At 58.0% G+C, this 26,152-nt stretch carries 27 protein-coding genes, 3 tRNA genes and 1 pseudogene; 14 read left to right on the top strand and 17 right to left on the bottom strand.

The window, feature by feature from the left end; translation table 11 throughout:
* Positions 1–24: 24 nt before the first annotated feature.
* Entirely contained in the window at positions 25–1,422 is a 1,398-nt protein-coding gene (locus tag ACX3M4_RS03170) for a YcaO-like family protein (RefSeq protein WP_459357148.1), read from the bottom strand.
* A 248-nt stretch (positions 1,423–1,670) separates the two neighbouring features.
* Between ACX3M4_RS03170 and ACX3M4_RS03165 the strand changes: the two genes are divergently transcribed.
* On the top strand, positions 1,671–1,961 hold the full coding sequence (locus tag ACX3M4_RS03165; protein WP_459357147.1) for a hypothetical protein: 291 nt from the start codon (positions 1,671–1,673) through the stop codon (positions 1,959–1,961).
* A 68-nt stretch (positions 1,962–2,029) separates the two neighbouring features.
* Positions 2,030–2,317 carry a hypothetical protein gene (locus ACX3M4_RS03160; protein ID WP_459357146.1) on the top strand — a complete coding sequence of 96 codons (288 nt, stop codon included), beginning with the start codon at positions 2,030–2,032 and terminating at the stop codon, positions 2,315–2,317.
* On the opposite strand, the gene ACX3M4_RS03155 is transcribed toward ACX3M4_RS03160, so the two are convergent.
* Positions 2,309–4,303 carry a BTAD domain-containing putative transcriptional regulator gene (locus tag ACX3M4_RS03155; protein ID WP_459357145.1) on the bottom strand — a complete coding sequence of 665 codons (1,995 nt, stop codon included), beginning with the start codon at positions 4,301–4,303 and terminating at the stop codon, positions 2,309–2,311. The genes ACX3M4_RS03160 and ACX3M4_RS03155 overlap by 9 nt on opposite strands.
* A 250-nt stretch (positions 4,304–4,553) precedes the next feature.
* Between ACX3M4_RS03155 and ACX3M4_RS03150 the strand changes: the two genes are divergently transcribed.
* On the top strand, positions 4,554–4,736 hold the full coding sequence (locus tag ACX3M4_RS03150; protein WP_459357144.1) for a hypothetical protein: 183 nt from the start codon (positions 4,554–4,556) through the stop codon (positions 4,734–4,736).
* A 255-nt stretch (positions 4,737–4,991) separates the two neighbouring features.
* Positions 4,992–5,102, top strand: a pseudogene (locus ACX3M4_RS03145) (transposase); the annotation flags it as partial.
* An 88-nt stretch (positions 5,103–5,190) separates the two neighbouring features.
* Here ACX3M4_RS03145 and ACX3M4_RS03140 read toward each other — a convergent pair.
* A tRNA-Arg gene (locus tag ACX3M4_RS03140) sits at positions 5,191–5,267 on the bottom strand.
* A 131-nt stretch (positions 5,268–5,398) separates the two neighbouring features.
* Positions 5,399–5,704, bottom strand: coding sequence for an ETC complex I subunit (locus ACX3M4_RS03135; protein ID WP_459359356.1), 306 nt, complete (start codon positions 5,702–5,704; stop codon positions 5,399–5,401).
* 358 nt (positions 5,705–6,062) lie between these two features.
* Between ACX3M4_RS03135 and ACX3M4_RS03130 the strand changes: the two genes are divergently transcribed.
* A complete protein-coding gene (locus tag ACX3M4_RS03130) occupies positions 6,063–6,296 on the top strand; it encodes a hypothetical protein (protein ID WP_459357143.1) in 234 nt (77 codons plus the stop codon).
* 124 nt (positions 6,297–6,420) lie between these two features.
* Positions 6,421–6,927, top strand: coding sequence for a hypothetical protein (locus tag ACX3M4_RS03125; RefSeq protein ID WP_459357142.1), 507 nt, complete (start codon positions 6,421–6,423; stop codon positions 6,925–6,927).
* Here the strand turns inward: ACX3M4_RS03125 and ACX3M4_RS03120 are convergent.
* The 3 genes from ACX3M4_RS03120 to ACX3M4_RS03110 form a co-directional block, all read right to left on the bottom strand.
* Entirely contained in the window at positions 6,899–7,609 is a 711-nt protein-coding gene (locus ACX3M4_RS03120) for a hypothetical protein (protein WP_459357141.1), read from the bottom strand. The genes ACX3M4_RS03125 and ACX3M4_RS03120 overlap by 29 nt on opposite strands.
* A gap of 149 nt (positions 7,610–7,758) precedes the next feature.
* Positions 7,759–9,435 (bottom strand): acyl-CoA dehydrogenase family protein, encoded by a 1,677-nt coding sequence (locus ACX3M4_RS03115; RefSeq protein WP_459357140.1) that lies wholly within the window; start codon positions 9,433–9,435, stop codon positions 7,759–7,761.
* Positions 9,436–9,622: 187 nt separating this feature from the next.
* Positions 9,623–9,699, bottom strand: a tRNA-Pro gene (locus ACX3M4_RS03110).
* 262 nt (positions 9,700–9,961) lie between these two features.
* Here ACX3M4_RS03110 and ACX3M4_RS03105 point away from each other — a divergent pair.
* Both ACX3M4_RS03105 and ACX3M4_RS03100 read left to right on the top strand, forming a co-directional pair.
* Positions 9,962–10,273, top strand: coding sequence for a tyrosine-type recombinase/integrase (locus ACX3M4_RS03105; protein ID WP_459357139.1), 312 nt, complete (start codon positions 9,962–9,964; stop codon positions 10,271–10,273).
* 279 nt (positions 10,274–10,552) lie between these two features.
* Positions 10,553–11,773: a PAS domain-containing protein gene (locus tag ACX3M4_RS03100; RefSeq protein WP_459357138.1), complete on the top strand. Its 1,221-nt coding sequence runs from the start codon at positions 10,553–10,555 to the stop codon at positions 11,771–11,773.
* A gap of 488 nt (positions 11,774–12,261) precedes the next feature.
* Here the strand turns inward: ACX3M4_RS03100 and ACX3M4_RS03095 are convergent, their stop codons facing one another.
* The 3 genes from ACX3M4_RS03095 to ACX3M4_RS03085 form a co-directional block, all read right to left on the bottom strand.
* Complete coding sequence (locus ACX3M4_RS03095) at positions 12,262–12,747, bottom strand: DUF192 domain-containing protein (RefSeq protein WP_459357137.1); 486 nt, start codon at positions 12,745–12,747, stop codon at positions 12,262–12,264.
* A 169-nt stretch (positions 12,748–12,916) separates the two neighbouring features.
* Positions 12,917–13,498, bottom strand: coding sequence for a cold-shock protein (locus ACX3M4_RS03090; RefSeq protein WP_459357136.1), 582 nt, complete (start codon positions 13,496–13,498; stop codon positions 12,917–12,919).
* Positions 13,499–13,644: 146 nt separating this feature from the next.
* Positions 13,645–14,415, bottom strand: coding sequence for an SIR2 family NAD-dependent protein deacylase (locus tag ACX3M4_RS03085; protein ID WP_459357135.1), 771 nt, complete (start codon positions 14,413–14,415; stop codon positions 13,645–13,647).
* Between the two features lie 56 nt (positions 14,416–14,471).
* On the opposite strand from ACX3M4_RS03085, the gene ACX3M4_RS03080 reads away from it, so the two are divergent.
* Positions 14,472–14,912, top strand: coding sequence for a VOC family protein (locus ACX3M4_RS03080; RefSeq protein WP_459357134.1), 441 nt, complete (start codon positions 14,472–14,474; stop codon positions 14,910–14,912).
* 125 nt (positions 14,913–15,037) lie between these two features.
* Positions 15,038–15,113 (top strand) — tRNA-Glu (locus tag ACX3M4_RS03075).
* A gap of 56 nt (positions 15,114–15,169) precedes the next feature.
* Here the strand turns inward: ACX3M4_RS03075 and ACX3M4_RS03070 are convergent.
* A complete protein-coding gene (locus ACX3M4_RS03070) occupies positions 15,170–15,994 on the bottom strand; it encodes a hypothetical protein (RefSeq protein ID WP_459357133.1) in 825 nt (274 codons plus the stop codon).
* Positions 15,995–16,566: 572 nt separating this feature from the next.
* On the opposite strand from ACX3M4_RS03070, the gene ACX3M4_RS03065 reads away from it, so the two are divergent.
* Entirely contained in the window at positions 16,567–18,132 is a 1,566-nt protein-coding gene (locus ACX3M4_RS03065; RefSeq protein ID WP_459357132.1) for a caspase family protein, read from the top strand.
* Positions 18,133–18,221: 89 nt separating this feature from the next.
* Here ACX3M4_RS03065 and ACX3M4_RS03060 read toward each other — a convergent pair whose 3' ends face one another.
* Positions 18,222–18,641 carry an ExbD/TolR family protein gene (locus tag ACX3M4_RS03060; protein WP_459357131.1) on the bottom strand — a complete coding sequence of 140 codons (420 nt, stop codon included), beginning with the start codon at positions 18,639–18,641 and terminating at the stop codon, positions 18,222–18,224.
* Positions 18,642–18,777: 136 nt separating this feature from the next.
* Here ACX3M4_RS03060 and ACX3M4_RS03055 point away from each other — a divergent pair, with 136 nt between their 5' ends.
* From ACX3M4_RS03055 to ACX3M4_RS03045, 3 genes are all read left to right on the top strand, one after another.
* A complete protein-coding gene (locus ACX3M4_RS03055; RefSeq protein ID WP_459357130.1) occupies positions 18,778–19,233 on the top strand; it encodes a DUF1036 domain-containing protein in 456 nt (151 codons plus the stop codon).
* 66 nt (positions 19,234–19,299) lie between these two features.
* Complete coding sequence (locus tag ACX3M4_RS03050) at positions 19,300–19,731, top strand: hypothetical protein (RefSeq protein ID WP_459357129.1); 432 nt, start codon at positions 19,300–19,302, stop codon at positions 19,729–19,731.
* 36 nt (positions 19,732–19,767) lie between these two features.
* Positions 19,768–20,433 (top strand): MotA/TolQ/ExbB proton channel family protein, encoded by a 666-nt coding sequence (locus tag ACX3M4_RS03045; protein WP_459357128.1) that lies wholly within the window; start codon positions 19,768–19,770, stop codon positions 20,431–20,433.
* A gap of 56 nt (positions 20,434–20,489) precedes the next feature.
* On the opposite strand, the gene ACX3M4_RS03040 is transcribed toward ACX3M4_RS03045, so the two are convergent.
* The 5 genes from ACX3M4_RS03040 to tagF form a co-directional block, all read right to left on the bottom strand.
* Entirely contained in the window at positions 20,490–22,316 is a 1,827-nt protein-coding gene (locus tag ACX3M4_RS03040) for a hypothetical protein (protein ID WP_459357127.1), read from the bottom strand.
* On the bottom strand, positions 22,313–22,735 hold the full coding sequence (locus tag ACX3M4_RS03035; protein WP_459357126.1) for an ExbD/TolR family protein: 423 nt from the start codon (positions 22,733–22,735) through the stop codon (positions 22,313–22,315). The genes ACX3M4_RS03040 and ACX3M4_RS03035 overlap by 4 nt, the downstream gene beginning before the upstream one ends.
* Before the next feature lie 77 nt (positions 22,736–22,812).
* Positions 22,813–24,714, bottom strand: coding sequence for a serine/threonine protein kinase (locus ACX3M4_RS03030; protein ID WP_459357125.1), 1,902 nt, complete (start codon positions 24,712–24,714; stop codon positions 22,813–22,815).
* A complete protein-coding gene (locus ACX3M4_RS03025) occupies positions 24,714–25,478 on the bottom strand; it encodes a PP2C family protein-serine/threonine phosphatase (RefSeq protein WP_459357124.1) in 765 nt (254 codons plus the stop codon). Before ACX3M4_RS03025 ends, ACX3M4_RS03030 begins: the two co-directional genes overlap by 1 nt.
* A complete protein-coding gene (gene tagF, locus ACX3M4_RS03020; protein WP_459357123.1) occupies positions 25,475–26,152 on the bottom strand; it encodes a type VI secretion system-associated protein TagF in 678 nt (225 codons plus the stop codon). The genes ACX3M4_RS03025 and tagF overlap by 4 nt, the downstream gene beginning before the upstream one ends.

Below are 26,152 nucleotides of genomic sequence, written 5' to 3'. Positions count from 1 at the left end.
TCGACACGCAGGCCTGTCAAACTGTCAGAACGGAAACGGCCGCGCGGCGAATTCGGCCTCTGACGCAGGTGACCGCCGCAGACCCCGGTCGACGACGCCTTGAAAGAGCCGTCTCTTGCCGAAGCGCGGCTCCCAGCCGCACAGGTCCGGTGACAGCAGCTTGATACAGGGAATTGCTAAATCCTGTCGGGTCGCATCGAATTCCCAGATCTCGATCGCCCGGTCGCGGCAGCTTTGCAACAGGCCTTCGAACGAATAACGCATTTCAAGCTGCCCCCGGTCGGCAGCCGGCAGAGCCTTGAGCGGCAGATCGTCGAAAATGGATTTCTGCCGAGCATAAGCAAGCTGCCGCGGCACCTTGGCCGTGTGCGACGTTGCGGGATAGGACCTGTCCATCAGTGTCAGCGCGTTTTCGGATTGCAGCATTTCTCGGATCGCACTGTCGCATGCAGACGCGATATCCCATCCGGCGGCTGAACCAAAGGCGCAAAGGCGACCTTCCACATCGTGTGAAATTGCCATGACGACATGAACAGCTAGGTCGGTTTCGACGCCATAGATGCCGAAGACCCTCGGCTGTCCGTTGAGATAGTCCAACAGGTCCGGTTGTAAAATTTCCGCAAGGGTCGAATTTTCAACGAAAGTTATCCCCAAGCGGTTGTACCACGCTTGTGCAATTGCGTCGCGCTCGGCCAGCTCCAGCGCCGCGCGTTCCCGGGCACCGGCCAGGGTCGGCCAGACCGCACAGCCGACGCTTGATGCGTAAGATAAGCGCCTGCCGGTAGCTCGTTCGAATTCCTGAAACAACACTCCGAAACTCGGACACGCAGCCACCTGCCCATCCGACAACCTGCGAAGGGAAACGCGTCGATCCGTGAGCCCGTGCCAGTCCGGCCCCGCTCCAGTGTATCCATCAGGTTTCACACCCAGATCGACAGCCGCATTTCGGCTTTGCGAGTCACTCAATCCAAGTAGACAGGCAAAATCGACTTCTGGTTGCCCAGGGCTTTTCTGAAAAACTCTATTGTCACTATTCCCCAGACTCCAAAGACTTAGCCGCTCGGAGAGCTCGCCGACACAACCAATTGCTGCAATTGCTTCGGTTTTGCCCTGTCCTCCGGCGGGAATTGTCTGTTCGGATGACTGGCCGCCCCTCGAGGTACGATGGACGACTTTCAGAAGGCCGGTACAGAAGGCAACCGGGCACCCTTCCCTCCTCACCGGCACGAGGCGGATATCGAAGGCCGCGAGCATCGGTAAAAACAGGCGCAGGCTATCGTCCTCAAGCCGCAAACCGGTTCGTGACCCATGCTGATTTTCGCTCAACAGGCCCAGGCGCAAGAGATCCGACGCCAACTCGTCTCCAAGCTGACGGGATATCTCGACATCATTTCCAATTCCAAGATTAACGCCCCTCGTCATCCCACCCCCGGAAGCCTATTAAGCTTATTACTTTGCCTCACCCTGAAATTGCACCCGACGTAGATTACCAAGACTACCATTGAGCGAGTAGACCGCTTTGCTCTACATTTAGATCGAAAGCAGTCGAACAGTAGTAATCGTTTAATTCAAACAAAATCTTACTAAAGTTTGACCCTTTTCAGAATTGCCGGGTGACCATCCAACCACCAGGCAAGACACAGCACAACTTTAGCTTCTGGAGGCTCATTATGCACGCCAAAACAACTTCTCGTATTGACCTGGAAATCGGCGCGAAACTTGGCGCTATCATCCAGAACGCTGGAGCTCGCGACCGGCTCATCGAAAGCCCGGCAGAAGTTCTGGCTGAAATCGGCGTCAAAACCGACGCGACCCTGCTCGCCGATACTGCCGACCTGGTGCATCTGGTGATCCCGGCCGATGTCGACGCCGCCCGCGTCGCCGCAAACGACGAAAGCTACTTCGAAGAACTCGGCAAGGCCGTTTTGGCAAATTGCTACTATGAAGTTATCCCGGAGTAACCAACGAAACTCTGCACGCTGATCCGGATCCAAGTTTTTTGGGTCCGGATTGCTTAAGGAACGACCAAATGGCAAGATTTCCATATCACGAAAAGAACGTGAAGGAACTCGGCAGACTGATCGCCAAAGCTGCATTGGACGACGATTTCCGCAGGGAACTTCAGACCAATCCTGCACGCGAGCTGGCTGCGATCGGACTTCCAAAACAAACAACAGAACTGTTAAGGTTTAAGGTGGTTGACTGTAAAGCACAACCAAATGCAACAGCAGTCCCATTCAGACTAAACCAAGCAAAACTAGACGCTTTAAACGAAGATTATATTTCCGGATTGGCTAAAATATTCAAACTAAACTGATCCAGAACCGTCGAACAGGAAGCGCTGAACGAGAGCCGCACCTTTATCAAAATCCTGCCGAGCCTTTGAGACCTGAAAGAAGTTGATTTTCTTTCGCCAGCCCTCAGGGTCATCCGCAAGCGCTGGCGAACTCTTCAAGAGCTCATGGCGGTGCTCGCCATATCTTTGAAGCGTTTGAAGCGCCTCCTCTTCTCGGCCAGCACACAAAAGCGCGGCAACCCTAGTTGTGAGGCCGCTGACACCAACACCAGATCCACGCTCTATCTGGTTGATTGCACCCTCATAATCCTCCGCTGCAAAAAAGATGTTGGCGAGGTACTCGTAAAACATGCGAGGTACGAAGGCAGAAAGGGAGAACGCCCTTTCTGCAGTAGAGATTGCCTCGTTCACATCACCCGAGAAGGCAAGCCCCTCGGCAACTGACATCAGATTCGCAGGATCTGCAGAACTCAGTCGCCCCGCGTTTTGAAAAGCTCGCCTTGCCTCATCCGGCATGTTCGACAAAATGAGTGTCCAACCATAAATGCGTTGGTTCACGGCCTGCCACGGGTCAAGCATTATCGAACGCTCGGCTAGATTAAGTAGATTATTCATTCCTTCCGAAAGCGCACCTTCCATCAAAGGAAAATGAAGCGCACGCTTCATAATTATTGAAGCTCTTCCTGAATAGATCATTGAAAATGAACTATTCATTCTTTCGATCTCATCCAGAATCCTAAGAGCTTTTTCGTCTGACTGCGGCGTGAAGTCCCATAACAAGGCATCGGCTTGGCACCACCTTGCAAATACAGCCGTATTTGAGGGGTTTCTCAGCTTACCTGTAGAATGCATATGAATGCGGCTCACGATCTGGCTCGCGACCGGCGAAATCACGTTCATGCGACTCAGATCTACGATCTCATTGAAAACGATCTGACCATTGCCACGATCCTCAAACTGGACAACAATTTTTCCAGATCGTTCATCATGCCTGAAGCGTAGGAGATAGCTTCCTAGTTCATTTCCCTTTACGAGAGTCGCCTTTGGAAAGTGATCGTCTCCGAAGTACTCCGACTCATATAAGTCAAATGACCTAAAGGAAGACAATCCAGAAACAATCTCTTCTCTAAGGTGAACAGCGTCGTTCAGACCCTTCTTCAATAGTGAGGACGACACGATTGAAATCTCTGGAAGGCGTACGACTTCTTCGTGGTTCGAAAAGTCTATTCGATTTGACTTAACTTCACTAGGACGCAAAAATGCGTCCGACGTCCAAGCACTAACATGCTCCTGCGTCAGCAATGCCCGCGTTTCTTCATCCGGCTCCGCATCCAAATGAAGCTTCAGTTCGCGTTCACAGGCACGCAGTTGCTGCTCGGCGCGCTCCCTCTGGCCGAGCCCCAGATAAAGCCGGATCAGCACCCTGTGGGCTGATTCCATCGCCGGGTCGATCTTGAGAAGAAAACGTCCGCCGGCTTCGATTTGCAGGCCGCCATCTTCGGTGGATATCCGGTTGAGATGCTTGAAGGCGGCACTGGTGACCTCCGAACTGACCCGCTCCCGCTCAACGGTGAGCCAATCGGAAAATTCCGTATCGATATCGTCGTAACCGGCGAGGAATTCCCCGCGCCAAAGGTCCTCCGCCTCGCGAAAATCAGCGGCGTTGCCGCGTTCCACCAGATCCATGACCCTGCTCAGGTCCGAGACGAACACACCCGGGTCAAGCTGGATATGTCCCGGCGCCGATCGCACGACGTCGATTCCGGCCTCATTCTCCGCCGTCTTCAACTGCCGAAGGGCCTGGCGCAGGGACTGCATTGCCTTGTGCCGGTCCGTTCCGCTCCACAAAAGATCGGCAAGGGCTTCGCGCGGCGAGGAAAATCCGCTCTGGCGGCTCAAAAATCCCATAATGGCCAGAGCCTTACGGGTTTTGACGGCAACGGGCTCCTGCCCTTTGCTTAGGAGCAAGGGCCGCCCGAGGCATGCAAAGCAGGACGCGATCGCCATCAATTCCCCATATTTGGAACGCACGTTTGGTGCGCCTTCATCGCGCAACCGCGAATATCACGCAACCTAAAGCACAACAGCACCTTATCACGCTCCTTTCACGCCGCAACAGCATGCTTTTCGTGGATGGTCACAGCAGCTCTGCTGCAAACGGCAACAAATACTGGTGGGTAGTCTTATGTCAAAGGCAGTTGGAAAACCGGACCGCGCTGAGCTCGATCAAGAGCCTGCTATCGAAGCAATCAAGCGCATGATCCGTTATACGAAGAAGGAATCGGACAAGGACGGCCGCACGTTCTGCTCCTATTTCCTGGACATGGCCCTTCAGTCCCTGGAAGACGGATCTGAAGACGTGGACATGATCTTGAAGACCAAGATCACGCCGCTGATGGTTGGCCAGAAAATGGATTCGGCCAAAGCCGATTCCGTCTGAAAGCTCCAGAGGCTTTCCGGAAGATCCGCCGCCCCCTTGCAGAAGGGGCGGCGTTTTTTGTCTACGGCAGCATGAACGATGCTGCTCAACCTGCACGTTGAATGTGCCGGGTGAAGACCAAAACAGCAAAAATTCATTCCATGATTGCAGGCCGGTTGCAGGTCATTGTCGCAGGGATTGCTGCGTTGCGGCTAGGGATTGCTGCGTTGCGGCTGACGTGCCAGGCCAACCAACAGCCTCAGAAAGGCCGGCGCCGTGCTGGCCGGTCAAAAGCTCGGGATCAAGGAAGTCGTCGATGGAATTTGGCTGATCAGCTTCATGAGCTATGATCTGGGATATTTCGACCTGGAGCAGAGAACACCATAGACAATCGACAACCCGTTCGGCACGAGGTTGTAACCCATGTCTCCGGCACAAACTGTTACCTGTGTCTTCGGGTTGGACAGTTAGAAAATGGCGACCCCGGCAGGATTCGAACCTGCGACCATTCGCTTAGAAGGCGAGTGCTCTATCCAGCTGAGCTACGGGGCCGTTCTTAAAAGGACGGGGGTTGCCGTCCCGATCAAATGCGCTGAAATCCACACCCCTGTCGATCCGCTTTTGCTGCTTTCAACAGACAATCGATCGACCGGCGGGACTTTCAGCAACCGGAATGGAACCGGTCAGTGCGTCCAGGGTGCCTGGCGGCTGAACTTGAAATTGTCGGCATAGGCCGAGCCGCGCACTTTGCGTTCCTGGGCCTTTTCCACCCGATGGGCAATGCCGTGACGCTTGGCATAGGCAACGGCTTCTTCCTGCGTGTCGAAGTACAGGCGGATCTGCTGTTTCATGTCGGAAGAGGAGGTATAGCCCATCAGCGGCTCGACCGATTTCGCGACTTCCGGTTCATAGTCCAGAACCCAGCGGTGGGTCTTTGCCTTGCCCGACTGCATGGCGGTTTTTGCCGGACGGTAGATGCGCGCAACCATGTGATCCTGCCCTCGATAAGACATGCGGGAGATTCATTTCCTTGCAGCTTTTTCCCGCCTTTGCCTCAGGAGTCAACACCGATCTTGGTACTTGGCCGCTTCGACCGGGCCTGGAAAGCTTTGCCTGCGCCTAATTTCGAAAGCAAGCAAGTATTAACAGTGTTTCGCAACGGATCTCTTATGACAGTTCCGTAACATGACAGAACCGTGCAACCTATGCTATTAACTACCCTCGGGTGAACAAGCAGAAAGGGCTGTCGCTAGCGACGCGCCCTCATCTGCGCAGGAGGTCAGCCGGAGCGTATGTCGGCAACGCCGGTTCCCGGAAAGAATAACCGAAAGACAAACAGGCTCGGACATGCATTACGACTATCTGAAAAGGTTGCAGACGTACGTTCCCGAACATGTGCAGCCTGTGGTCAGGGAACCCGTCGACCTCAAGGCGGCAATCGACGCGGCCAACCTTACGGAAATGTGGGACATGATCCTCACGCTCGACTATTCCGTGTCGGCCCCGGAAGAACTTTCACCTGAGAAACGGGATGAGTTCCTGAACGTGATGTCCCTGCTCCTGAAGGCCTTCGACCGGTAAACCTTCGCGGCACCTTTCGGTATGCGGTTGGCGCGGCATCCGGCGGCTCCGGTTTGACAGTTTGATTACGAATGTCCGATACACTGATTTGACATACGGAAGCTCACAGCGCGAAAGAGGAACAGTGCTTAACCGCCCGGACACTCTGTTTGCTGAACTCGGCACCGAGGCCATCGAAAAAGGCCTGGCGGATCCGCTGTTGTCCGCATTCTTCGAAAGCGTCATGACCGCTCCGGCTGGCGACGTGCAGGCCAGTCTGAAACCCTTTCTTCCCTATTTGAGCCTGTGCTCCGACAGGATGCCGGACGGCACGCCGCCACCGATCTTTTATGTCGGCAAGGACAGCGGTCAGCGCCAGCTTTTCGGCGAGGACTGGGCGACGCCCACAAGCCCGGCCAGCGGCCTGCGCACACCTGATCCGGTTCTGGAGCAGGCGTCGGCAGACGGTTATCGAAAGGCGCTCGACGGACAACCCTATTATGGCTATGCCCGCGCCCAGGTGCATGTGAACGGAGAAACCTTCGAGATTGCATTCGAACGGCTGATCGTCGCCGTCCGGCCGGCGCTGACCTCGGACCTGCGCTTCTGCGCCTATCTCGGCGTCATTCAGGACCTTCACCGGCGGACCTGAGGATCAGCTTCGCCAGGCCGTGCAGATCGCTGCGGGTCGCATAGACCAGCCAGTCATCTGGGCGGATATGGCCTGGAGCGATTTCCCAATGGGTCCCACGGGGCACGAAGCGGCGATAGCCGACACGGATGCCGAAACCTTTCTCCGCACTTTTGGCGGCCATCAGGCCATAGAGATAGTCCGGCGACCATTTAATCAGCGACAGCAGAAACCCGAGTTGCGTCAGCGGTTCCGCCAATCCCTGGCCGCGGATGTCCTTTCTGAGCCAAAGGTTGCCGTGATAGACGATGCGGCCGCGCATGAAATAGGCGTCATGCGCATGTTCTGTACCGAAGCGGGCCTGGGGATTGGGATCGACAAAAATCCGCCGCTGCTGTTGCTGCCAATGTTCGGCGAGGCTCCTGTCCTTCAGGTCCTCCACCTTGGCGGCCTGAACGGAGACGATATTGCCATGAGCGTTGTAGGCGGCCACCCAGAAGGCCGTCGCGCCGTGCAGGTCGAAAAAGCGCGGCGAGAAATCCTCCATCAGGTATTTGTCTTCGGTGCCGCGCACAGTCTGCTCGAACAGGGAGAAATCGGCGCTTTCCTTTAAGGAAAGCCCGGCTTTGCCAATCCTGGACTGAAGCGCGGCAATTGCCGCCGACAGGTCCAGCGTTGCCTGGTCGTCCGGATCCGGTAGCATTGTCCCCGCCTGCACCACCCGTATCCCCCCACGGACAGCGCTTTCACCAGAAGAGTGGAAACTCCTGTGCGAACAGTCTGTTATGCGGCGGCAAGTTGTACAAGGGCGCTTGCGCAGCTTCCCCGGAGTTATCCCGGTGTTTAAGACATTCAGGCGGCAGTTGCCCGCATCACCCTGTCAAGAATGGCTGCAACATCCAGCCCGGCAGGCAGAGCTCCGTAGCAGCCGCTCCAGCGGCGGCCAAGGCGCGAGGCGCAATATGCCTCTGCAAGAGCCGGCGGACCGAAGCGTATCAGCAAAGCTGCCTGCCAGAGGATCGCAAGACGTTCGGTTATTGCGCGCGCACGCGGGTCCAGATCATGCGTTTCCGTCAGTTCCCGATTCAGGTGGTCGAACTCCCGGTCGAACGCCCTGTCGCTTCCACATGCGGCTTCAAATTCGTTAAGAAGCGCGGCTACTCCCTCCGGCTCGCGCTTCATCGCCCTCAATACATCCAGGCACATGACGTTGCCCGAGCCTTCCCAGATGCTGTTCACCGGTGCTTCGCGGTAAAGCCGCGGCAGGACCGATTCTTCCACATAACCGGAGCCGCCGTGGCGCTCCATTGCCTCGTAAAGATGATTTGGCGCCCGCTTGCATACCCAGTATTTGGCAATCGCCGTGCCGATGCGCGCCAGCGCTGCCTCCCCGGGCTCCGTCTCGCCATTGTCCATCGCCTGAGCGACCCGCAAGGTCAGGGCCAGCGCGGCTTCCGCCTCGATCGCCAGATCCGCAAGGACGCTGCGCATCAGCGGCTGCTGGATCAGCCGCTTCTGGAAGGCGGAGCGGTGGCCGGTGTGGTGCAGCGCCTGAATGAGGCCCTGGCGCATCATCGCCGCGGAGCTTGCCGCGCAAAAGATGCGGTTGCCTTGCACCATGTCGATAATGGTGCGGATGCCCCGCCCCTCCTCACCAATCATGACGCCGTATGTGTCCTGAAACTCGATCTCCGAGGACGCGTTGGAGCGATTGCCGAGCTTGTCCTTCAGGCGCTGGATGAAAAGCGTGTTGCGCGCGCCGTCCGGCGTCCAGCGCGGCACCAGAAAACAGGATTGTCCGCCTTCGGTATAGGCGAGCGTGAAGAATGCGTCGGACATCGGTGCGGAACAGAAAAACTTGTGACCGTTCAGGAAATAGGCTTCGTCCCTACCAGTGCCGGACCCCACCGGCCGCGCGGTCGTCGTGTTGGACCGCACATCCGAACCGCCCTGTTTCTCGGTCATGAACATGCCGACCGTCGCCCCGGTCTTTTCACCAAGCGGGACGTCCCGGCCGTCATAGTCTCGCGACAGCAGCAAGGGGATCAGTGCATCCCCGGCACCCGGATTGGCATAAAGCATCGGCAGCACCGAATAAGTCATGGACATCGGGCACATGACCCCGCCCTCGACCTGCGAAAACATGTAGCTAAGCGCCATATGGGCGACCTGTGCACCCGGCCGCCGGTTGGTCCAGGCGAAGCTCGCAAGGCCGTGCCGGACGGATAGCGCCATCAAGTCGTGATAGGCCGGGTGAAAGGTCACCTGGTTGAGCCGCATCCCGTAGCGGTCAAAGGCTTTCAGCTCAGGGGGAAAGCGATTGGCTGCCTCCGCCAGCTCAAACGTCTCCGCCTTTCCGGCCACCCTGCCCGCATCCGCCAGATGTCCTTCCGCCCAACTTCCGCCGAAACGCCCGACCCAGTCCCGGAGCGCGGCATCCTCCGCCCAGAGATCCTGGTCGCCCAGATGCGGCGGCATGTTGGTGACGGAATGGGTCGGCAATTCGCCGATCGGCGCCCGTGGCGGCATGAGGTCCTCCCGCATGATTTTGCGAAAAGCTTACCTTTACGAAAAGGGAATGGAAAGGATTGAAGCTATGGCCCCCTGTTTCAGGCTGCCGGTGGAGAAAATGCTTGGAAACCGGACACCAGCTATCGAAAACAAAGGTCGCCCCACGAAACGCAGGTGAAACAGCAACAAATTTTCAGAAGAAAAATGGTCGGGGCAGCAAGATTCGAACTTGCGACCCTCTGGTCCCAAACCAGATGCGCTACCAGGCTGCGCTATACCCCGGGCCGTTGATTTGCACGGATTTATAGACCATCGCCGGGTCCGTCAAGCAGGAACAAAACACCATTATCGCATCGCTGTGGACGGAACTGGAGAATGAAGCCTCCTATTTACGCTGAACGGAACTCTGATAGCGCCAATTAGGGTTCTGCAATTCGCTCGCTTGGAACTTGAAATATATTTGGCGATGCATTTTTCGCCAAGAAGCCATAGGAAAAGAATTTCGGGTCTGATGAGGAGAGTCACAAGTTCAATCTGGAGCTACGTGACGCCGCGACATCAGAACCGCGACAAGCGCCACGCAATCACCTACAGCGGCTTTCGCCGCACCTTGGCAACGACTCTCGAGTATGCCGGCATTATCGAATTCGGAATCCATGACCTGCGCCATGATTGCGCGTCAAAGTTCCTGCGCGCCACGCGGGATCTTGCCCCGGTCAGGAATGTGCGGAAGCATGCGGATATCTCGCCGGCGATCCCCTATACTCACGTTCTCGGCGAGGATGTCCGCGTGAGCCAGGAGGCACTCGAGAGGACGGTTCCGGCGTTGGTGTTAAACTCCAGCAAAATCCAATGAAAACAGCTCTGAGGAGTTGAAACGATCGGCAAAAACTCCGCTTTCAAGCCCATCAGCTAAATCAGTGAATAGCTGCTGGCAGTTTCGCGCAACATTCTCCTGCAAGGCCCAACAACTACTACTGGACAATAACATAGACTGGTCGCACAACCTTTCAACGGTAAAATTACTGATGGCTGCTTATTGAATTCGTAGCATTTCAAACATTTTTTCGATTCTCGGCAATAAATACCAGTTTAAGAGACCGGGTTCACTCTTCGTTCAATTTTGAATTGCTTAATGTTGGAGCTATTTTCGCCCAAGCTACGCGGCAGTAAATTGACCACTGAAATCAACACCCTTCTGCGTTCGATGAAGCAACTGGTCCCGAATCCGGAAACCTGCGCGATTCTTTCAACCGTTGGCGTTTCCTATTGGGCATACGACCCTGTAGCTGAAGAAATTTGCTGGCAGCGAACGGACGCGACCAGTGTCAAGGGATACCGTCTGGTCAAATTCTCGCTACGTAATGCCCTGGAGTATTACACGCAGCCTGACAGAAAGCGTTTTTTGCTACTGCTTTCCGACGCGATAGAGCACGGGCTTTCATCACCCTTGACGGCCACAATGAAGACGGAGGCCGGCCTCGAGACCTTCGAAATTGTCGCGGCACGCCCTGCAGGAAAAACAACACCTATGGTGATTGGGGTCATGCGAAAGTGTTCGTCGGAAGCGCCCAACAGCGCTGAGTCACCCGATATGCTGTCAAATTTGGCACATGCTTTGGCGTCGGTTACCAGCGCAATTCTCGTCACCGATCGCAACGGAGTGATCAAGTCGGCCAATCAACAATTTCTGAAACTGTTCTCGGTGCAAAACGCCAAGCAGATCATCGGCCGCGATGTTCGCACGATACCAAATCTCTTGGGAAAAAAACTTTCCCTCACTTTCACAAAGATGTTGGCCGACAAAACCCTGACACAGGGTGTGATGAAACTTCCTGGCGACACCGGTGTTGCGAAGGAACTTTTATTCGACGTGCACCCACTGGCGCTGGAAAACCCAAAAGGTGGTTGCATATTTGTCGGAGAATTGGGCACTGGGTCTCAGGATCTTCCGGCCGCAGATATCCTGGACGCTGTTCCAACGCCGATTTTGGTGGCTGATTTAAACTCAAGGCGGATCAAATACGCAAACAACGCCGGCCGCGGCGAACTCGGGCTGTCAGCCAGACAGATCGGTTCGGAGCGCCTGTCGGACAAATTGATGTCCCCAACCGATGTTCAAGACCTTGCGCATGTGCTCGACACCGTTGGCTGGGATGCCGGACGCGTGTGGCAGGTTCAGAGCCACATCGGCCTCAAGCGCCACTATCGAATCCGGACCTGCTTCATCGGAGATAAGTCTGAACGACAAATCATCCTTGAGTTTTTGCCGGTCCGCAAAGAGACAGACAAGCCGGCAAACGAGAAGGCACAGAACTTTTTCTCCCGGCTGCTCGACATGAATTTCGCGAAGTAAATTCATTCGATCTGGGAATTTCTCAGCGATGACTTCATCGTCTTCGGCTGGGTCGTCGGCATATCAACGGATCTTCTGGGTAAACCACGCTGCCGTATTCAACTTTGGATCAAAGGCGAAGGCTGGGTCAGGGTTCCGGTGATCAAGGAGCAGATGTCCGTCATCGCTCAGGAAGCAAAGAAGCCCTCCCCGGCAAGGCAGTCTGGAGCTACGAGATGCAGCGGCATCCGAACCGCGGCAAGCGCCGGGCGACGACCGACATGAGCGGATTTTCGTCCGTCTGATCAGTGCCTTGCGAAATTGGAGCCTGAAACTCTCAAACCAGATGCGCTACCAGGCTGCGCTGTACCCCGGGGCGTAGATTGTTGCGGGTGTATCTCCCGGACCTCTGTTCGTCAGGGACGAAGGGTGATGTGCTGGATTGTGATTGTGGACGGTTGCAACGGCATCGATGAAGAGCAACTGACATCCTGGCTTTTCGCCCGCATTCACTCCAATCCCATCGCCGCATTCATTACCCTGTCACCGGCGGCAATTCCAAGTTTCTCGGTTACGCCCGCATTGACCTCGAAGACGTATTTCGCCGGACCGTTCGACGGGATGACGGATTCGGAAAAGGGGGTTGTGTCCTCGGCGATGCTCACGATTGTGCCGCCGGCGTCGATGAAGATGATGTCGAGCGGCAGCGGCGTGTTCTTCATCCAGAAATACCGGTCACCGGCACCATCGAACAGGAACAGCATCCCCCGGTCTTCCGCCATTTCCTCTCGGAACATCAGGCCAAAGGCACGTTGGCGGTCGTCAGCGGCAATTTCTGCTGTGAACTTGTGTTGCGTTTCTCCGGAAGTGATGACAAGCGCCTCTTCCGCGAGGCCTGTCTGCGGCTCCTGCGCCTGCAGCGGTCCGGAGGCTCCCGCGATACCCAGAAACAGGGTGGCAACGACGCAAGCGGCGGAAAGGAACTGTCGAAACATCAAGGGCGTGTCCTGAGAATGCCGGAGGCGGCGCAATCGGTTAGTCACGGTGGCGGTGACTGCGGTTCGCCGGCACCTGTGCGAGAGATCTAGCGTGAAGGTCGGCAAACAAAAAGGCCGGAACATGTCCGGCCGAAGGTAAATGTGCAGAATGACTGAACGCGGTCGGTCAGTGGGAGGACGGAATATGCGTTCCCGTTCCCATCGGCCGGATTTCGGCGGCCATGCGGCCCTTCGGGCCTTCGCCGAAACGAACGAGGACGTCCTGTCCGGGGCGCAACTCGGTGATGCCGAAGCGGCGAAGAGTTTCCATATGGATGAAGATGTCTTCGGACCCCTCACCCTGGGTCAGGAAACCGAAGCCCTTGACCCGGTTGAACCACTTCACCGTCGCCTTTTCAAAGCCACCTTCCGGCACGACCTGAACATGGGTGCGAGACGGTGGAAGCTGCGAAGGATGGGTTGCGGTGCTCTCGTCCATCGAGAGGATGCGGAAGGCCTGCAGGCCACGCGGCCTGTCGAGGACCTCGCAAACGACGCGAGCGCCTTCATAAGCGGTCTGGAAACCGTCCCGCCTGAGGCAGGTGACGTGCAGCAGGATGTCGCCGTCGCCGCTGTCCGGCACGATAAAGCCGTAGCCCTTGCCGACATCGAACCACTTAATCGTTCCGGCAATCTCGAAAACGTCGACGGCAACATCTTCCGTCAGTGCTTCGAGTGCGCGGGGTTCCCGTGCGGTTTTAACCCCCATAGCCCTTTGTCCCGTCTCTGGTCCGCATCATGAAGCTGAAGACATGGATCGACCCAACGCCTCAGCTGATTCCTAACAAAAGGATAACATTGTGCTTATGCGCGAGAAGGGAAATTAACGGACTAACCACAGACCATTTACGTTATTTAGGCCTGTTCTTCGCCAAATATCGCAAATGTTTGCGCAAGAGGCGTCCGAATGACTGTTGACGCAATCGAATCGAGCGGAGTTTCCTCACGGTTGAGAATCACCAGTTCCGCCCCTGCCCTGACTGCCAGGACGGGAAGCTGCGCCGCCGGATAGACGACGAGTGACGAACCGAGCACCAGAAAAAGATCGCAATCCTCTGCTGCGATCACTGCCCGTTCGACAGCTTCCTCCGGCATCTGCTGGCCGAAACTGATGACCGCCGCTTTCAGTAGACCGCCGCAACGGCTGCATAAAGGGCTCTCGCCCGTTTCCACTTTATGCTTCTGGTCCTCAAGTTCCGCGCGCGCACCGCACGACAGACAGGTTGCGAAGGTGGAGTTGCCGTGGATCTCGATGAGCTTTTCCTCCGGAAATCCTGCACGCTGATGCAGCCCGTCGACATTCTGGGTGACAAGGCAGGTAAGCCGCCCGCTTTCGGCCAGAAGGGTCAGTGCGGCATGCGCCGCGTTCGGTTCGGCACGCTCAAAAAAGTCCGTCATTTCGAAGCGCCGGTCCCAGTCTTCCAGCCGGCTGTCCTCGTCTCGAACAAAATCCTGGTATTGAATCGGCTGACGGCGGGACCATATGCCGCCGGGTGAGCGGAAATCCGGAATGCCGGATTCCGTCGATATCCCCGCCCCCGTCAGGGCCACGATCCGATGCTGGGAACCAGAGAGGAACTGTGCAACAAAGCGCTGCGCCTCGGCCAGGTTGTCAATCGATTTCATCGACCGGTTCGAAGCCTTTGATTTTGATATCCCTCGACTGAGGAAAAGGATGGAACATGCGTTATCTGCATACGATGGTCCGCGTGACCAGCATTGAAGACTCGCTCGATTTTTATTGCAACAAGATGGGCATGACGGAAGTCCGCCGCTACGAAAACGAAAAGGGCCGCTTCACACTGGTCTTCCTCGCGGCCTCCGAAGATGTCGAAAGCGGCAAGGCCAATGCGGCACCGGTGCTGGAGCTCACCTATAACTGGGATCCTGAAGAGTATTCCGGCGGCCGCAATTTCGGTCACCTTGCCTATGAGGTCGACGATATCTACGCGTTCTGCGCAGATCTGCAGTCCAAGGGGGTCACCATAAACCGGCCGCCGCGGGATGGTCGCATGGCCTTTGTTCGTTCGCCGGACAACATTTCTTTCGAGCTCTTGCAGAAGGGTGAAGCCCTTGCAATCAAAGAACCCTGGGCCTCGATGCCGAATACCGGCGAGTGGTGATTCCAGGCAGTTTTCAACAAGTGCGGGCCCGGATTTGCGGGCCCGCAAAAAATTGTCGCAAAGGCCCTTGCAGGCAACTTAATTCCCGCCTATAAGCCTCCCCACGACGCAGCCGCGTCGACCGCGCGCCCATCGTCTAGCGGTCTAGGACGCCGCCCTTTCACGGCGGAAACACGGGTTCGAGTCCCGTTGGGCGTGCCAATTTCTCCCGAAATCGGCGATACGTTTACTTCCCTCCAGGGAAGTTATTTTTCACGTCATGCGGCACCGGGCGAGACATACCTGCCCTTGATCTGCTGCGCCGGATCGTCCTTGCGGAACAACGTTCTTCCGGGAAATTCCTTCTGATAGAACGCCGTTATGCTGGCGGCCGTCGGGCCCGCGTAGTCGACCCGGCCATCGGGGAAGAACACGTCCAGATCGTCATCCTCGTGTTTTGAAGCGTAGGTCTCCTGCGACCCGTGCAACACCATAGGCACGCCAATACGGCTGTTGACATAGTTCTGTACGTCGAAAAATTTCGGTGAGCGGGCGTGTGTCTGCCCGAGCCGCTCTTCCCGCACACGCACGATGTTTCCTGGCGCGTCCATGTCGACAATGCCGTAAAGATCGAAATCGCCATAAATGCACTTGCCTGCGGTGATAAGGGAACTGGAAGCGAATTTCACGCAGCCGTAATAGGGATCTTCCGGGTTCCGCTCGACAAAGTACTGTCCACCACCGGGCACATAGGTAAGTGCCTTTTGCTTGTCGAAGGTCGACATTTCGGGACGCAACTGGGTGGAAAACGACCTCCAGGCTTCAAGTGCCTTGGTGTATTTGCCGTCTGTGTAGGCTCTCTCTCCGACGAAATTGGGATCAACGACAAGACCGGCAATGCAGCCGCGTTTGCCATCCGGCAGGCGACACCCCTTTGGCGCGACATCGAAGTCAGCCGTCTTGGCCTTGCAATCCAGGCGCTTGGGTACCGCATAAGCCTGACCGATATGCTGCAGCGAAGCGGTGTTGGTTCGCCGGACAAGAATGGTGACGTTGTAGAGCCGCGCAGCCTGTTGAAATACACCGGCGTGCTCGGGCCTCATATGTTTTAAGATATCCGCTTTTCCGGCCATGAAAGGGCCTCCACTTGAGACAGGCTCCATCCGCCTGCGGGACGTGGCAATCACACTTCGGAAGACTATCAAATCTCCCCGGTCCGCGGTGGTGACTGGCGTCACAAAAATCAGCCTGCTATCGCGTTTGACTTGATCCACGACATTTGGCTTTTGCGCCCTCGGCAAAAGGCAGCCACTCCGATCCACACAGACCAGCGGATAGAAATAAAGCGGCTTTCACGGCACCTCATGCGGCCTGGACGTCCTGACACTTCCTGCCGTTTAACCAATGTCAAAAATCGGCGGTTTGCTGCCAACGGATTGTGGTGTTCCGGCGAAGGATTGGCTATAATGTGCGCCGTATTTGACGAGGCCATCGCCGGACCGTTTCGGACTGGCTTCAGGTGGTCATAGGGGCAGCATTTTCAGAATCAGGTTCCTGTGACGTTTATTACAGAACGATATTGCCACTCGGGGTAGGTATATTCTCAAGAGGACGCAGACCTCGACCTAAGATCGGTCCATCCGACAGGCAACTTTGATCTACGAGAGGACAGGATATGTTCAAGCGAATGATCGCAGTGCTGGCCATTGTACTTGCAGGGACGGCCCCGGCACTTGCGAAGCGCGTTGCCCTGGTGATCGGCAACGGCGCATACGAACACACAGTCGAACTACCCAACCCGGCGAACGATGCCGAGCAGATGGCCGCCAAGCTCAGGGGCCTCGGCTTCGAGGTCGTCGCGGGTCAGGATCAGACCTACAGCGAAATGCGCCGTTCGGTGATGGACTTCGCCAAAAAGGCCTATGGAGCGGACATCGCGATCCTGTTCTATGCTGGCCACGGCCTCCAGGTCGCCGGCCAGAACCACCTGGTGCCAATCGACGCCACGATCGAGGATGAGACATCTCTCGACTTCGAGACCATCACCGTCGATTTCATCCTGCGCCAGATGTCCAAGGACGTGAAGGTGCAGATGGTGTTCCTGGATGCATGCCGCGACAACCCGCTCGCCCGCACGCTCGCCCGCCGCATGGGCCCGAGCCGTTCGGGGAGCATCGGTGCCGGTCTTGCCGAAATCAAGCCGCAGGAAACCGGCGGTGAAGGGTCCGTCATTGCCTTTGCCACCAGCCCCGGCGACGTGGCGCTAGATGGCGACGGCGCGAATTCTCCTTTCACGACCGCCCTCATCCGCAACATCGATACGCCGAATGCCTCGATTCAGACCGTCATGACCCGCGTCACCGGTGAAGTCTACGAGGAAACCGAAAAGCGGCAGCGTCCCTGGGTGAATGCTTCTCTCATCGGCGAAGTCTTCCTCAACAAGCAGGACGTGCCGGCAACCTCCACCGTTGCATCGCTCGGCGATACGGCTACCACCACTGCGCAGCAGCCTGTGGCCGCCCCGGCTGTATCCTCCAGCAACACCCAGTCGGCAATTGCCTGGGAACGGGAAAAGCTGATCTGGGAAACCGCAAAATCGAGCAATACCGTCGCCGATTATGAAGCCTATCTCCAGGCGTATCCGACAGGTCTCTTTGCCGATTTTGCCAACAACTCGATCAAGCGTCTCAAGGCCGGTTCGCAGGTGGCTTCGCTGAACCCGTCGGCAACGACGGCCACGACAGCTCCCGCTGCCAGCACAAGCGGCGCTGTCGCAACGCTTCCGGATCCGCAGAAGGCGATCCCGGGCAGCGAGACGACCGAAGCCTCGCTTGGCTGGAATCGCAGTGGACGTGTGGAAGTGCAGACCCGTCTGAACCTTGCCGGTCATGATGTCGGCCGCCCGGACGGAGCCTTCGGACCGAAGACCCGTGCTGGCGTCAGTGCCTGGCAGGCTGCCAACGGCATCGTCGCAACCGGTTATTTCACCGCCGCGCAATATGCCCTGCTAACGACGCAGACAGCGACCCAGTACTCGGCATACCAGGCCGAGGTGAACCGCAAGCAGCAGGCGGCAGCCGCCTCCCGCAGCACCTCGACCCGGAGCACCAACAATACGCAGACGACGAACAACACGCGCCGCACCAACAACAACAGCGGCGGTGGCGGGATCAACCCGGCCGGTGCTGCTTTCATCGGCGGTGTCGTCGGCGGCATCATCGGCGGTGCTATCGGTCGCTGAACCTTTCCGAAAATGGCAAACGGCCCGGGACCTCCCGGGCCGTTTTCGTTTGGCCAGGCGTCAGGGTCCCTGCGTTGGAAGGTCCTGCCTCACTCCAGTTGCAGGCTGACGCTCTTCAATCTGGAGGCCCTCGCCTCGTCGAGAACCCGGACAATGCGCTGAAAATCGGTTTCCTTGCCCGGAACCAGAAGAGCCTGTTCCGCGCCGAGTGCCGCCAGGCGGTTCAGTTCGGCCGTCAACGCTTCCAGTTCAAGATCGACGCCATTGACAGTCAGTCCCGCAGTTTCCGTCTCCGCCCGGACAAGAATGAGAACGGACGGCGCACGCGACGGCGCCTGCTGAGTTTCCTGTGGTGCGGAACCGTCCCGCCCGAGTGAAATGTCGAGCGGACGCCAGACGCCAAAGGACGACGACAGCAGGAAGAACATGATCAGAATGAAGATGACATCGATCAGCGGCGTCAGCGGAATGCGCTTTCGGTGGGAGACCGGGGTCTGGATCTTGATCATGTCATGTCCCGAAAGCAGGCTGGCTCATCCCGGAGTGTGGCCCGGATCGCGCCAGCCCACAATCGCATTTCCGAAATTGACGCTGGCATTTGCTTTCCTTAGCGTGATCGGACTGACCGGCAACAGGAAACGCACCATGTCAGATCTCCGCGGCAGCGGACCGGCTTCGCTCTTTGGTCGAAAAGGACCGTTCTCTGCGAGTATCGGGCTTGCCGCACTGGCATGTGTGATCCTGCCGGACGCGGCTCTTGCCGGATTGCGTGTCTGCAATGGCACGGTGGACCTCGTCAACGTCGCTGTCGGCTACGAAACCGACGACGGGCTGCGCACGGAAGGCTGGTGGACCATCACCTCGAATGCCTGCACACAAGTGTTGCAAGAAGCGCTCAAGAACGCACGCTACTACCTGCACGTCGCCGATGGCTTCGGTGAAAGCCGTCTTGGAGGCGATATTACCCTTTGCATTCGCGAGGAAAAATTCGTTCTTTATGATGGAGACAATTGCTGGCAGCGCGGCCTGATCGAGGCGGATTTCTTTCAGATCGAGACCGAGGGCGCTCAAGACTGGACGGTGCTGCTGTCCTACGACTGACGCCGGTCTGCGGTCAAAACGAATAGAGCCGGCGCCGGCCGGCACAGGTACCATTTGGGGGACGGAATGGGGATTTTGAACAAGAGCTTGATACCGGCGATTGCCGTTATCCTGTTTTCAACGGCAACTCACGCCCAAGATGTTACCGGCAAGGTCAGCCTTGAACTCAACCAGCTCCAGCCGACCGCCGACGGTGGCTGCCGTTTGTCGATCATCGCGACCAACGGCCTGGAACGGTCGATGGACCAGCTGGGACTGGAAATGGTGGCCTTCAACAAGGACGGCTTGGTCGATCAGTTCCTGCGGCTAAAATTTTCGCGAATCTCCGCCGGAAAGACCAAGGTGTTGCAGTTCGACCTTGCCGGAAAGTCCTGCGACAGCCTGTCCCGGCTTCATATCAACGACGTCATGAACTGCGTTCCGCCGAGCATTACGGACGTCTACTGCCCTGACCTGCTCGATCTCGGCAACCGCACGCCGATCGAATTCGGCGACTGATGCACCACCGGGACAAAGGCAAGGGTCTCCACGCACATGGTTGAAACGTCCACCTCCCTGCTGGAACTCGGCGGACCGGTTGTTCTCCTCCTGTTGGCAATTTCGATTGCCGCCGTCGCCGTAATCCTCGCCAAGATTTTCCAGTTTTCGTCCGCACGGGTCGGACGGCATGCACTGGTGCGGCAGTCAGTTACCCAATGGCGAAGCGGGGAGCGCACCAAGGCCTCCCAGAACCTGCTGAAGGATCGTTCTCTCTCCGGCGCACTTGTCCGCAGCGCCATGGATGCCATTCAGATGCTGGACCAACAGGCGCTGTCCTCCCAGGAACGCGACATCCGGGAGGAGCGGCTGCGCGAAGAAGTTTCCGCCCGGGCAGCAGACCGGTTGTTTTCCCTGACGAGCTGGCTGAAGGCTCTGGACCTGATTACCCAGATCGCACCATTGCTCGGCCTCTTCGGTACGGTCCTCGGCATGATCGACACCTTTCAAACCTTGCAGGAATCCGGTGCATCGGCCAACCCGGCCAGTCTTGCCGGTGGTATCTGGGTGGCACTTCTGACGACGGCCTGCGGGCTCGCTGTCGCAATCCCCGTCTCCATCGCCGTCACCTGGTTCGAGACCCGTCTGGAAAAAGAACGGGCTGCCATCGAGGTGCTGCTCACCGGCGTCTTTACCGCTGGTGCCAGATCGGCAGACATCTGACCGGAACGGATTGAACGGCCGGCAGCTTATCCTGCATCAGGTATGAACCGCATGCCTCATCGCGCAACCTTGAAGGCCGTCAGGGAATAGACACCGGGCTCAGAGAGGAGCGCGGCAATCCGGTTCGCTGGCTGCGTTCCGAAGCGGGCGGGCTGACGGGAGGCTGGGCGGTTCCAGATGGCGAGCACCAGCGCCAGTTCATCATCCCCGTCCGAGAGAAGCGTTACCGGCACGGTGAATTTCCAGCCACCGGCTGTCTGTGAATTTGAAGCGGGCAGCAGATAGTCCCTGCCGTCATGGATTTGGCCGTCATTGTCGATCAAATAGAGTTCAGGTGGTCCCCTGCCACTGAGATCGAGACCCGATTGTTCGGCGGCTGCAATACGGTCAAGAGGCAGGTCCCGTTGAATGACACCGTTGACCTGCGTCCCGCTTTTGACGACCGTGTTTTGCAAACTCACCAGATCCGCCGCCTCAATGCCACCGGCAAGACCCAGCGCATCAAGCAGGGCGCATTGCTTCCTGGAGACGATGTTCAGGTCGATGCTGGCCTCATAGCCGTTCTCTGCCGTAAAGTGCTGGTCAAACAGGACAAACGGCATCGGATTGACCGCATATCCAGACACCTTTGCCGTGTCGGCCCCGGCGGACAGGACAGACAGATGGGCGCAGTCGCCGAAATCGTAACTCGCAACGAAGTCCGTCACGCTGGCCAGAGGATCGATGGAGGCGACGTCGACAGGCGGCACGTTTTCCGTTGGCTCCGTGGGTGCTGTCACTGGAACAGAGGCGCTCGCAGGCGCACTCGGAGCAATTTCCTCCAGTTCTGTTTCGGTCGGCTGGACAGAAGCGACCTGCTGTTCCGTCGCAGTGACTTCTGGAAGATCACCTGTTGTCACAGGTGAGACCGCCTCGCTGACCGTAGGCGTGAGCACTTCCGCGGGCTGGCTTTGCAGCGCCTCCGCGGGCGTTACATTCTGCGGCAGCGCCACCGGCTGATCTGGTTCAACCGAAGGCGCCGGTGGTACGAAAGCCACCGTCGCCTCATCTGCCTCCACAGGCTCGTCCGCTTGAGGTGTGACGGCAGGTGTCAATTCGGCAATGTCCGGTGCCGCGGAGACGATTGCTTCCGGTGCTACGGTCGAGACGACCGGGTCGTTTGCCGGTGTTACCTCGAGCGCGGGAATTTCCGCCACTGTTATCTCGTCAGAAACCGTCGGAACCAACGGTTCGGAGGCTGACGAAACCTCAGGAACGGTCGTGGCTGCGGCGACAACAGTTTCAACCGCGGGAGCCTCGGTAACGGGGATGGTATCCCCGGTAGAAGGCAGCACCGGTTGAACAGTTTCCACAACCGCAGCGCCGGAAGGTTCGGCTGCGGCGGTGTCCTGAACATTCTCTTGCACAGACGACAGCGCCAGCGTCTCCACGTCAACTTCGGCGACATCCACCGCTTCTACCGTCCCGGGCAAATCGGGGGTTATTTCCTGAAGTTCCTGCACGGGTGACGCCACCGGTGCGATTGCCGAACTACCAACTGGCTGCAACGCCGGCGCGTCCACCGGTTCGACACTTGCAGCTTCGGCCGGCGTTACCAGTGGCTGCACGAGGTCGGCGGGCTCAGCGACTGGGGCTATGTCCGGGATGGCCGCATTCGCCGTTTCCGCCTCGACGGCCAGGAGGTTTTCAAACGGCAATCCGCCGCTTTCAATGATGAGTTCCGTTTCAGGCTGAACCAACGGATCCTCTGCTTGCCAGGGTAAGGACGGAAGGCCGAACAGCAGCACGGACAGGTGAAGCGCCACGGAAAGACCCAGCACGGCCGGCCAAACGAGTGCCGGTATTTCCCATTGGCTGTCCTGGCCGTAGGCCGCAACGCTCATGGCCGTCCTGCCTCGATCGTCATGAGCGAAACCTGGCGGATACCGCTGGCCTTGAGCTGCGCGGCCAATGCGGAGACGGCCTCCATTCTTGAACGTCTGTCCACCTGAACGACCAGGCGCGGATTTGCCTTCGCCGCCTCATCCAGAAACGAAAGCAAAGCCGCTGTATCAAGCCGGTCCCCCTCGAACCAGACCGCCCCGTCCCGGTCTAGGACCAGACTGCCCTGGAGGTTGCCGCTGCCCGTGTCCCGTACCGTCTCGGCCCAGTCGAACCCTTCCGGCAACGGCGGTCTCAACGTGCCGGAGACAATCAGGAAGAGCAGCAGGAGAAACACCACATTGATCAGCGCCAGCGAACTGTCTGCCCGCCGGTGAGGTTTGAGTTCCTGCAGATGAATGGGCTTCGTGTATCGTTTCATGGTCTCTTGTGCACCTCGCCGCGAAAGGCGCAAGATCACACCAGGCTCAGCTGGCATTCGCCTGAATGCTCGATGCTTTAAGGAACCACTTTGACCGTGGTCGCAGTAGCCCGCAAGACCGGGACATCCTGCATCAGTTTGTCGAAAAATTCACTGGCCTGCTTCTCCGGTCGCTTTGACAGGCTGGCGGCAATTCCCGGGCCCACCATGGCAATGATGAGAGCCGTTTCCTCCGCCGGCGTTTTCAACGATATGGGAACAACGAATCCCGCACCGCCATCGTCCGTCTGCAGATAGGGCGAGAGATTGATCACTTCTCCCTTGCTGTTGACGAAGACGAGCCCAAGTCCGCCGGTGGCCCTGTCGTAACCGGAGATCCGGCCCGCCATCGTGCTGCCGTTCGGCACCACTGTCCTTTGCATGTCGAGCCGAAGTTCCGTTTTCGCACTGCCTTGCGGCGTGCCCCGCAGGAAGGCGATGGCAGGGCACTGGGCATCGCTGACAAGGTTGACCTGGATCTTGGCCTCAAAGCCCTGTGACTGGGTGAAATCGCTGTCGAAACTGATGAAGGGGGGCGTTCGCGAAGCGAAGCCCTCGATCTCCGCCGAATTGCTGGCGATCTCGATCGGCTGCAGATACATGCAGTCGCCTGCCTGATAGCTGCCGACGAAATTGCGGATCCGGTCCTCGGGTTTCAGGTCTTCAGGTGGTTCGTCCAGGTTGGCTACCGGCGGACGCGGCACGGCATCTTCCTGGCCGCTCTCCTGCCCGTTGTTCGGCTTTGTGTCGGTCGTGTCCAGCGGCGGCGTATCGGTCTCCGGCACGATAATGTCGGCTGGAGGCGTCACCGGATTTTCCGTCGGCGGTTCCGGTTTTTCCGGTGTCAGATTTGTGGGCTCGCTCGGAACGTCCGGCACGTTCTCGCGCGGCGGGGCAACCAGCACAGGTTTGGTGTCCTGCTGTGGAACCGTCTGCCCGACGAAAAAATAGACCCCGCCCGCGCCAAGTCCCACAAACCCGAGCAAGGACAGGGCAACAAGGATCCTTCTGCCCCAATTGACCGGCTGTTGCGGCTCGTCGAGCGCGGATTGCTCCGGTGGTGGCCCGGACGGCCGGATCACCGTACGCTCCTGGGCCTGACGCGCCATCGGTGCGCCAAACGTCCACTCGGCAATCTCCCGCATGGAAGCAGGCCTGTTGGCAGGGTCCGGTTGCAGCATCGCTTCAAGCAGCGGGCGGAACCGGTTGTCGATCCCCTCAAGCGGAGGCGTGTGACGGCGTTTCTCGACGATCTGGACCTGGGTCCCGCCCATGTCGATCTGCTTGCCCGTGAGCGCTTCGGCGATCACCAGGCCGAGGGAATAGATATCGCTGCGCGCGGTGACCTTGGCATCGAAAATGCCGACCTGCTCCGGAGAAACGTAGTTTACCTTGCCGGCAAAGCCATCGCCGATGATGGTCGGTCCGCCGGTATTGGCCCTTGAGATACCGAAATCGATGATCTTGGCCTGACCGACATCTCCATTCTGCAAAATGATGTTGTCCGGTGAAAGATCCCGGTGGATCACTTCCCGGTCGTGCACCGCCTGGAGAGCCTCGGCAACCCGCTGCAAAAGCCGGAAAACGGCCTCCGGTTCCAGGGGCCCGGAATCCAGGCGCGTGCTGAGCGACGGGCCGCTGACGAATTCCATGGCAAGGTAATAGATGCCGAGGGTCGGCTCCTTGGCGAAAACGTAATACTGGGTCAGCGCATCATGCTTCAGCTTGCGCAGGATCTTGGCTTCGCGCTTGAAGAGATCGAGGATCATCGGATCGCGGGAATAGGTCGCAAGCAATACCTTGATGGCGACCGGATCGCCGCTTTCCACATCCCGGGCCCGGTAGACGGTACCGATGCCGCCGTCTGCGATATGTTCCTCAATCTCATAAAGATTGTTGAGCCGAGTTCCGCGGGGAAGAAGATGATTCCCGGGCTGCATCAATAGCGTACTCCCAATCCCGCGGCATTGCCGTCGATATCGACGATCACCACGGTTACGTTGTCCGTGCCGCCCTCTTCAAGAGCGCCGTTGATCAGGCTTTGCGCGCTTGAGCGCGGCGCACCATTCATCAGGAAGGTTCCGATCACACCGTCGCCAAGATGACCGGTCAGGCCGTCGGAGCAAAGCAGAAACCTGTCGCCGGACCGCAAGTTACCGGAAACAAGCTCTAGCTCCAGATCCAGCCCCGACCCGATGGCACGGGTGATGACATGGCGGCGGGCGAAGGTCTTCGCCTCATCCTTGGTCAGCACATTCTGATCCACAAGTTCCTGTGCCTCGGTATGATCGGTCGTGAGCTGTTCCAGCCGGCCGTTGCGCAAGCGGTAGACCCGGCTGTCTCCCGCCCACAGACACGCAAAGTTCGAGCCGAACGTCAAAAGTGCGGCAATGGTCGTACCCATCTGCGCCCCGTCGGCACCCGCGGCAGCTCGTTCGATCCGGTCCTTTGCGATGATCAGGCGACTCTCGAACTGTTCCAGCAGATCTTCCGCGCTGCGCGGCAGGGAGATGCTGGTGAGCGCTTCACGTACGAGGCCTGAAGCCATCGCGCCGTTGCGCATTCCGCCGGCACCGTCCATGACCGCGAAGACTCCCTTGCCTTCGTCAACCAGAAACGTGTCTTCGTTGTGCTCGCGGACTTTGCCGACATGAGTCAGTCCAATGGCAAACCCGCGCAGTGCCTGATGATGGTGTCCGATCATGTTCGGTGATCCTCCGGATGAGATCGCCCATGACTGTTCCCCACCGCATTTTCTTCAAGTCCCGCCGCCTCCAAGGCTTCCGGCAGGATGAACCAGTGAAACGTGCCCGGCTCCGGCAGGCCCTTAGAGGAAAAGGCAAATTGCCTGTTGCCTGCTCGGCACCAGAACTTCGCCTGCAATGCCTCGCCGCCACCTACAAGTTCCACGGAGTCCGGGTCGGCATCGGTGCCCGTGCCGGCTGCCGCCAACCCCGGCCCGTCGAACCGGTCAACCGCCTGCTGAAAACTGTCGAAACCGGCTTCTTCGCTGAGGGTCTCACGCAACAGGACCTCGGCCTGGTCGTACCAGCCGTCCGCGTTGCGCCCCTCCGGCAGGTCTAGCGCGATTGCGGCAACAAGCGTCAGCGGGAAGGTTCGGCCGACCCTGTCCACACTCGGCATCAATGCTCCTGCGACGGCCTCCTTGAGCGCACCGTCGGGTCCTTCAGGTGTCAAGCGGAAGCGCCACACCGGCATGGTCATATAAGCCTCCTCCCAAGCGTCTTTCAGGTCGAGCCTGGACTGGGCGAGACCCTTCACCAGGAAGGGTTCCCAGACTTTCAGAAACCCTGCCGGACAGCGCCCGATCACGAAATCGGCCCGGGCCGGCAATTTGCCGAAATAGCCGCTGCCCAT

The sequence above is a fragment of the Roseibium sp. M-1 genome (assembly GCF_054515675.1).
Note: the sequence above shows the minus strand (reverse complement) of the source record. Positions and strands in the feature narration are given on the sequence as shown.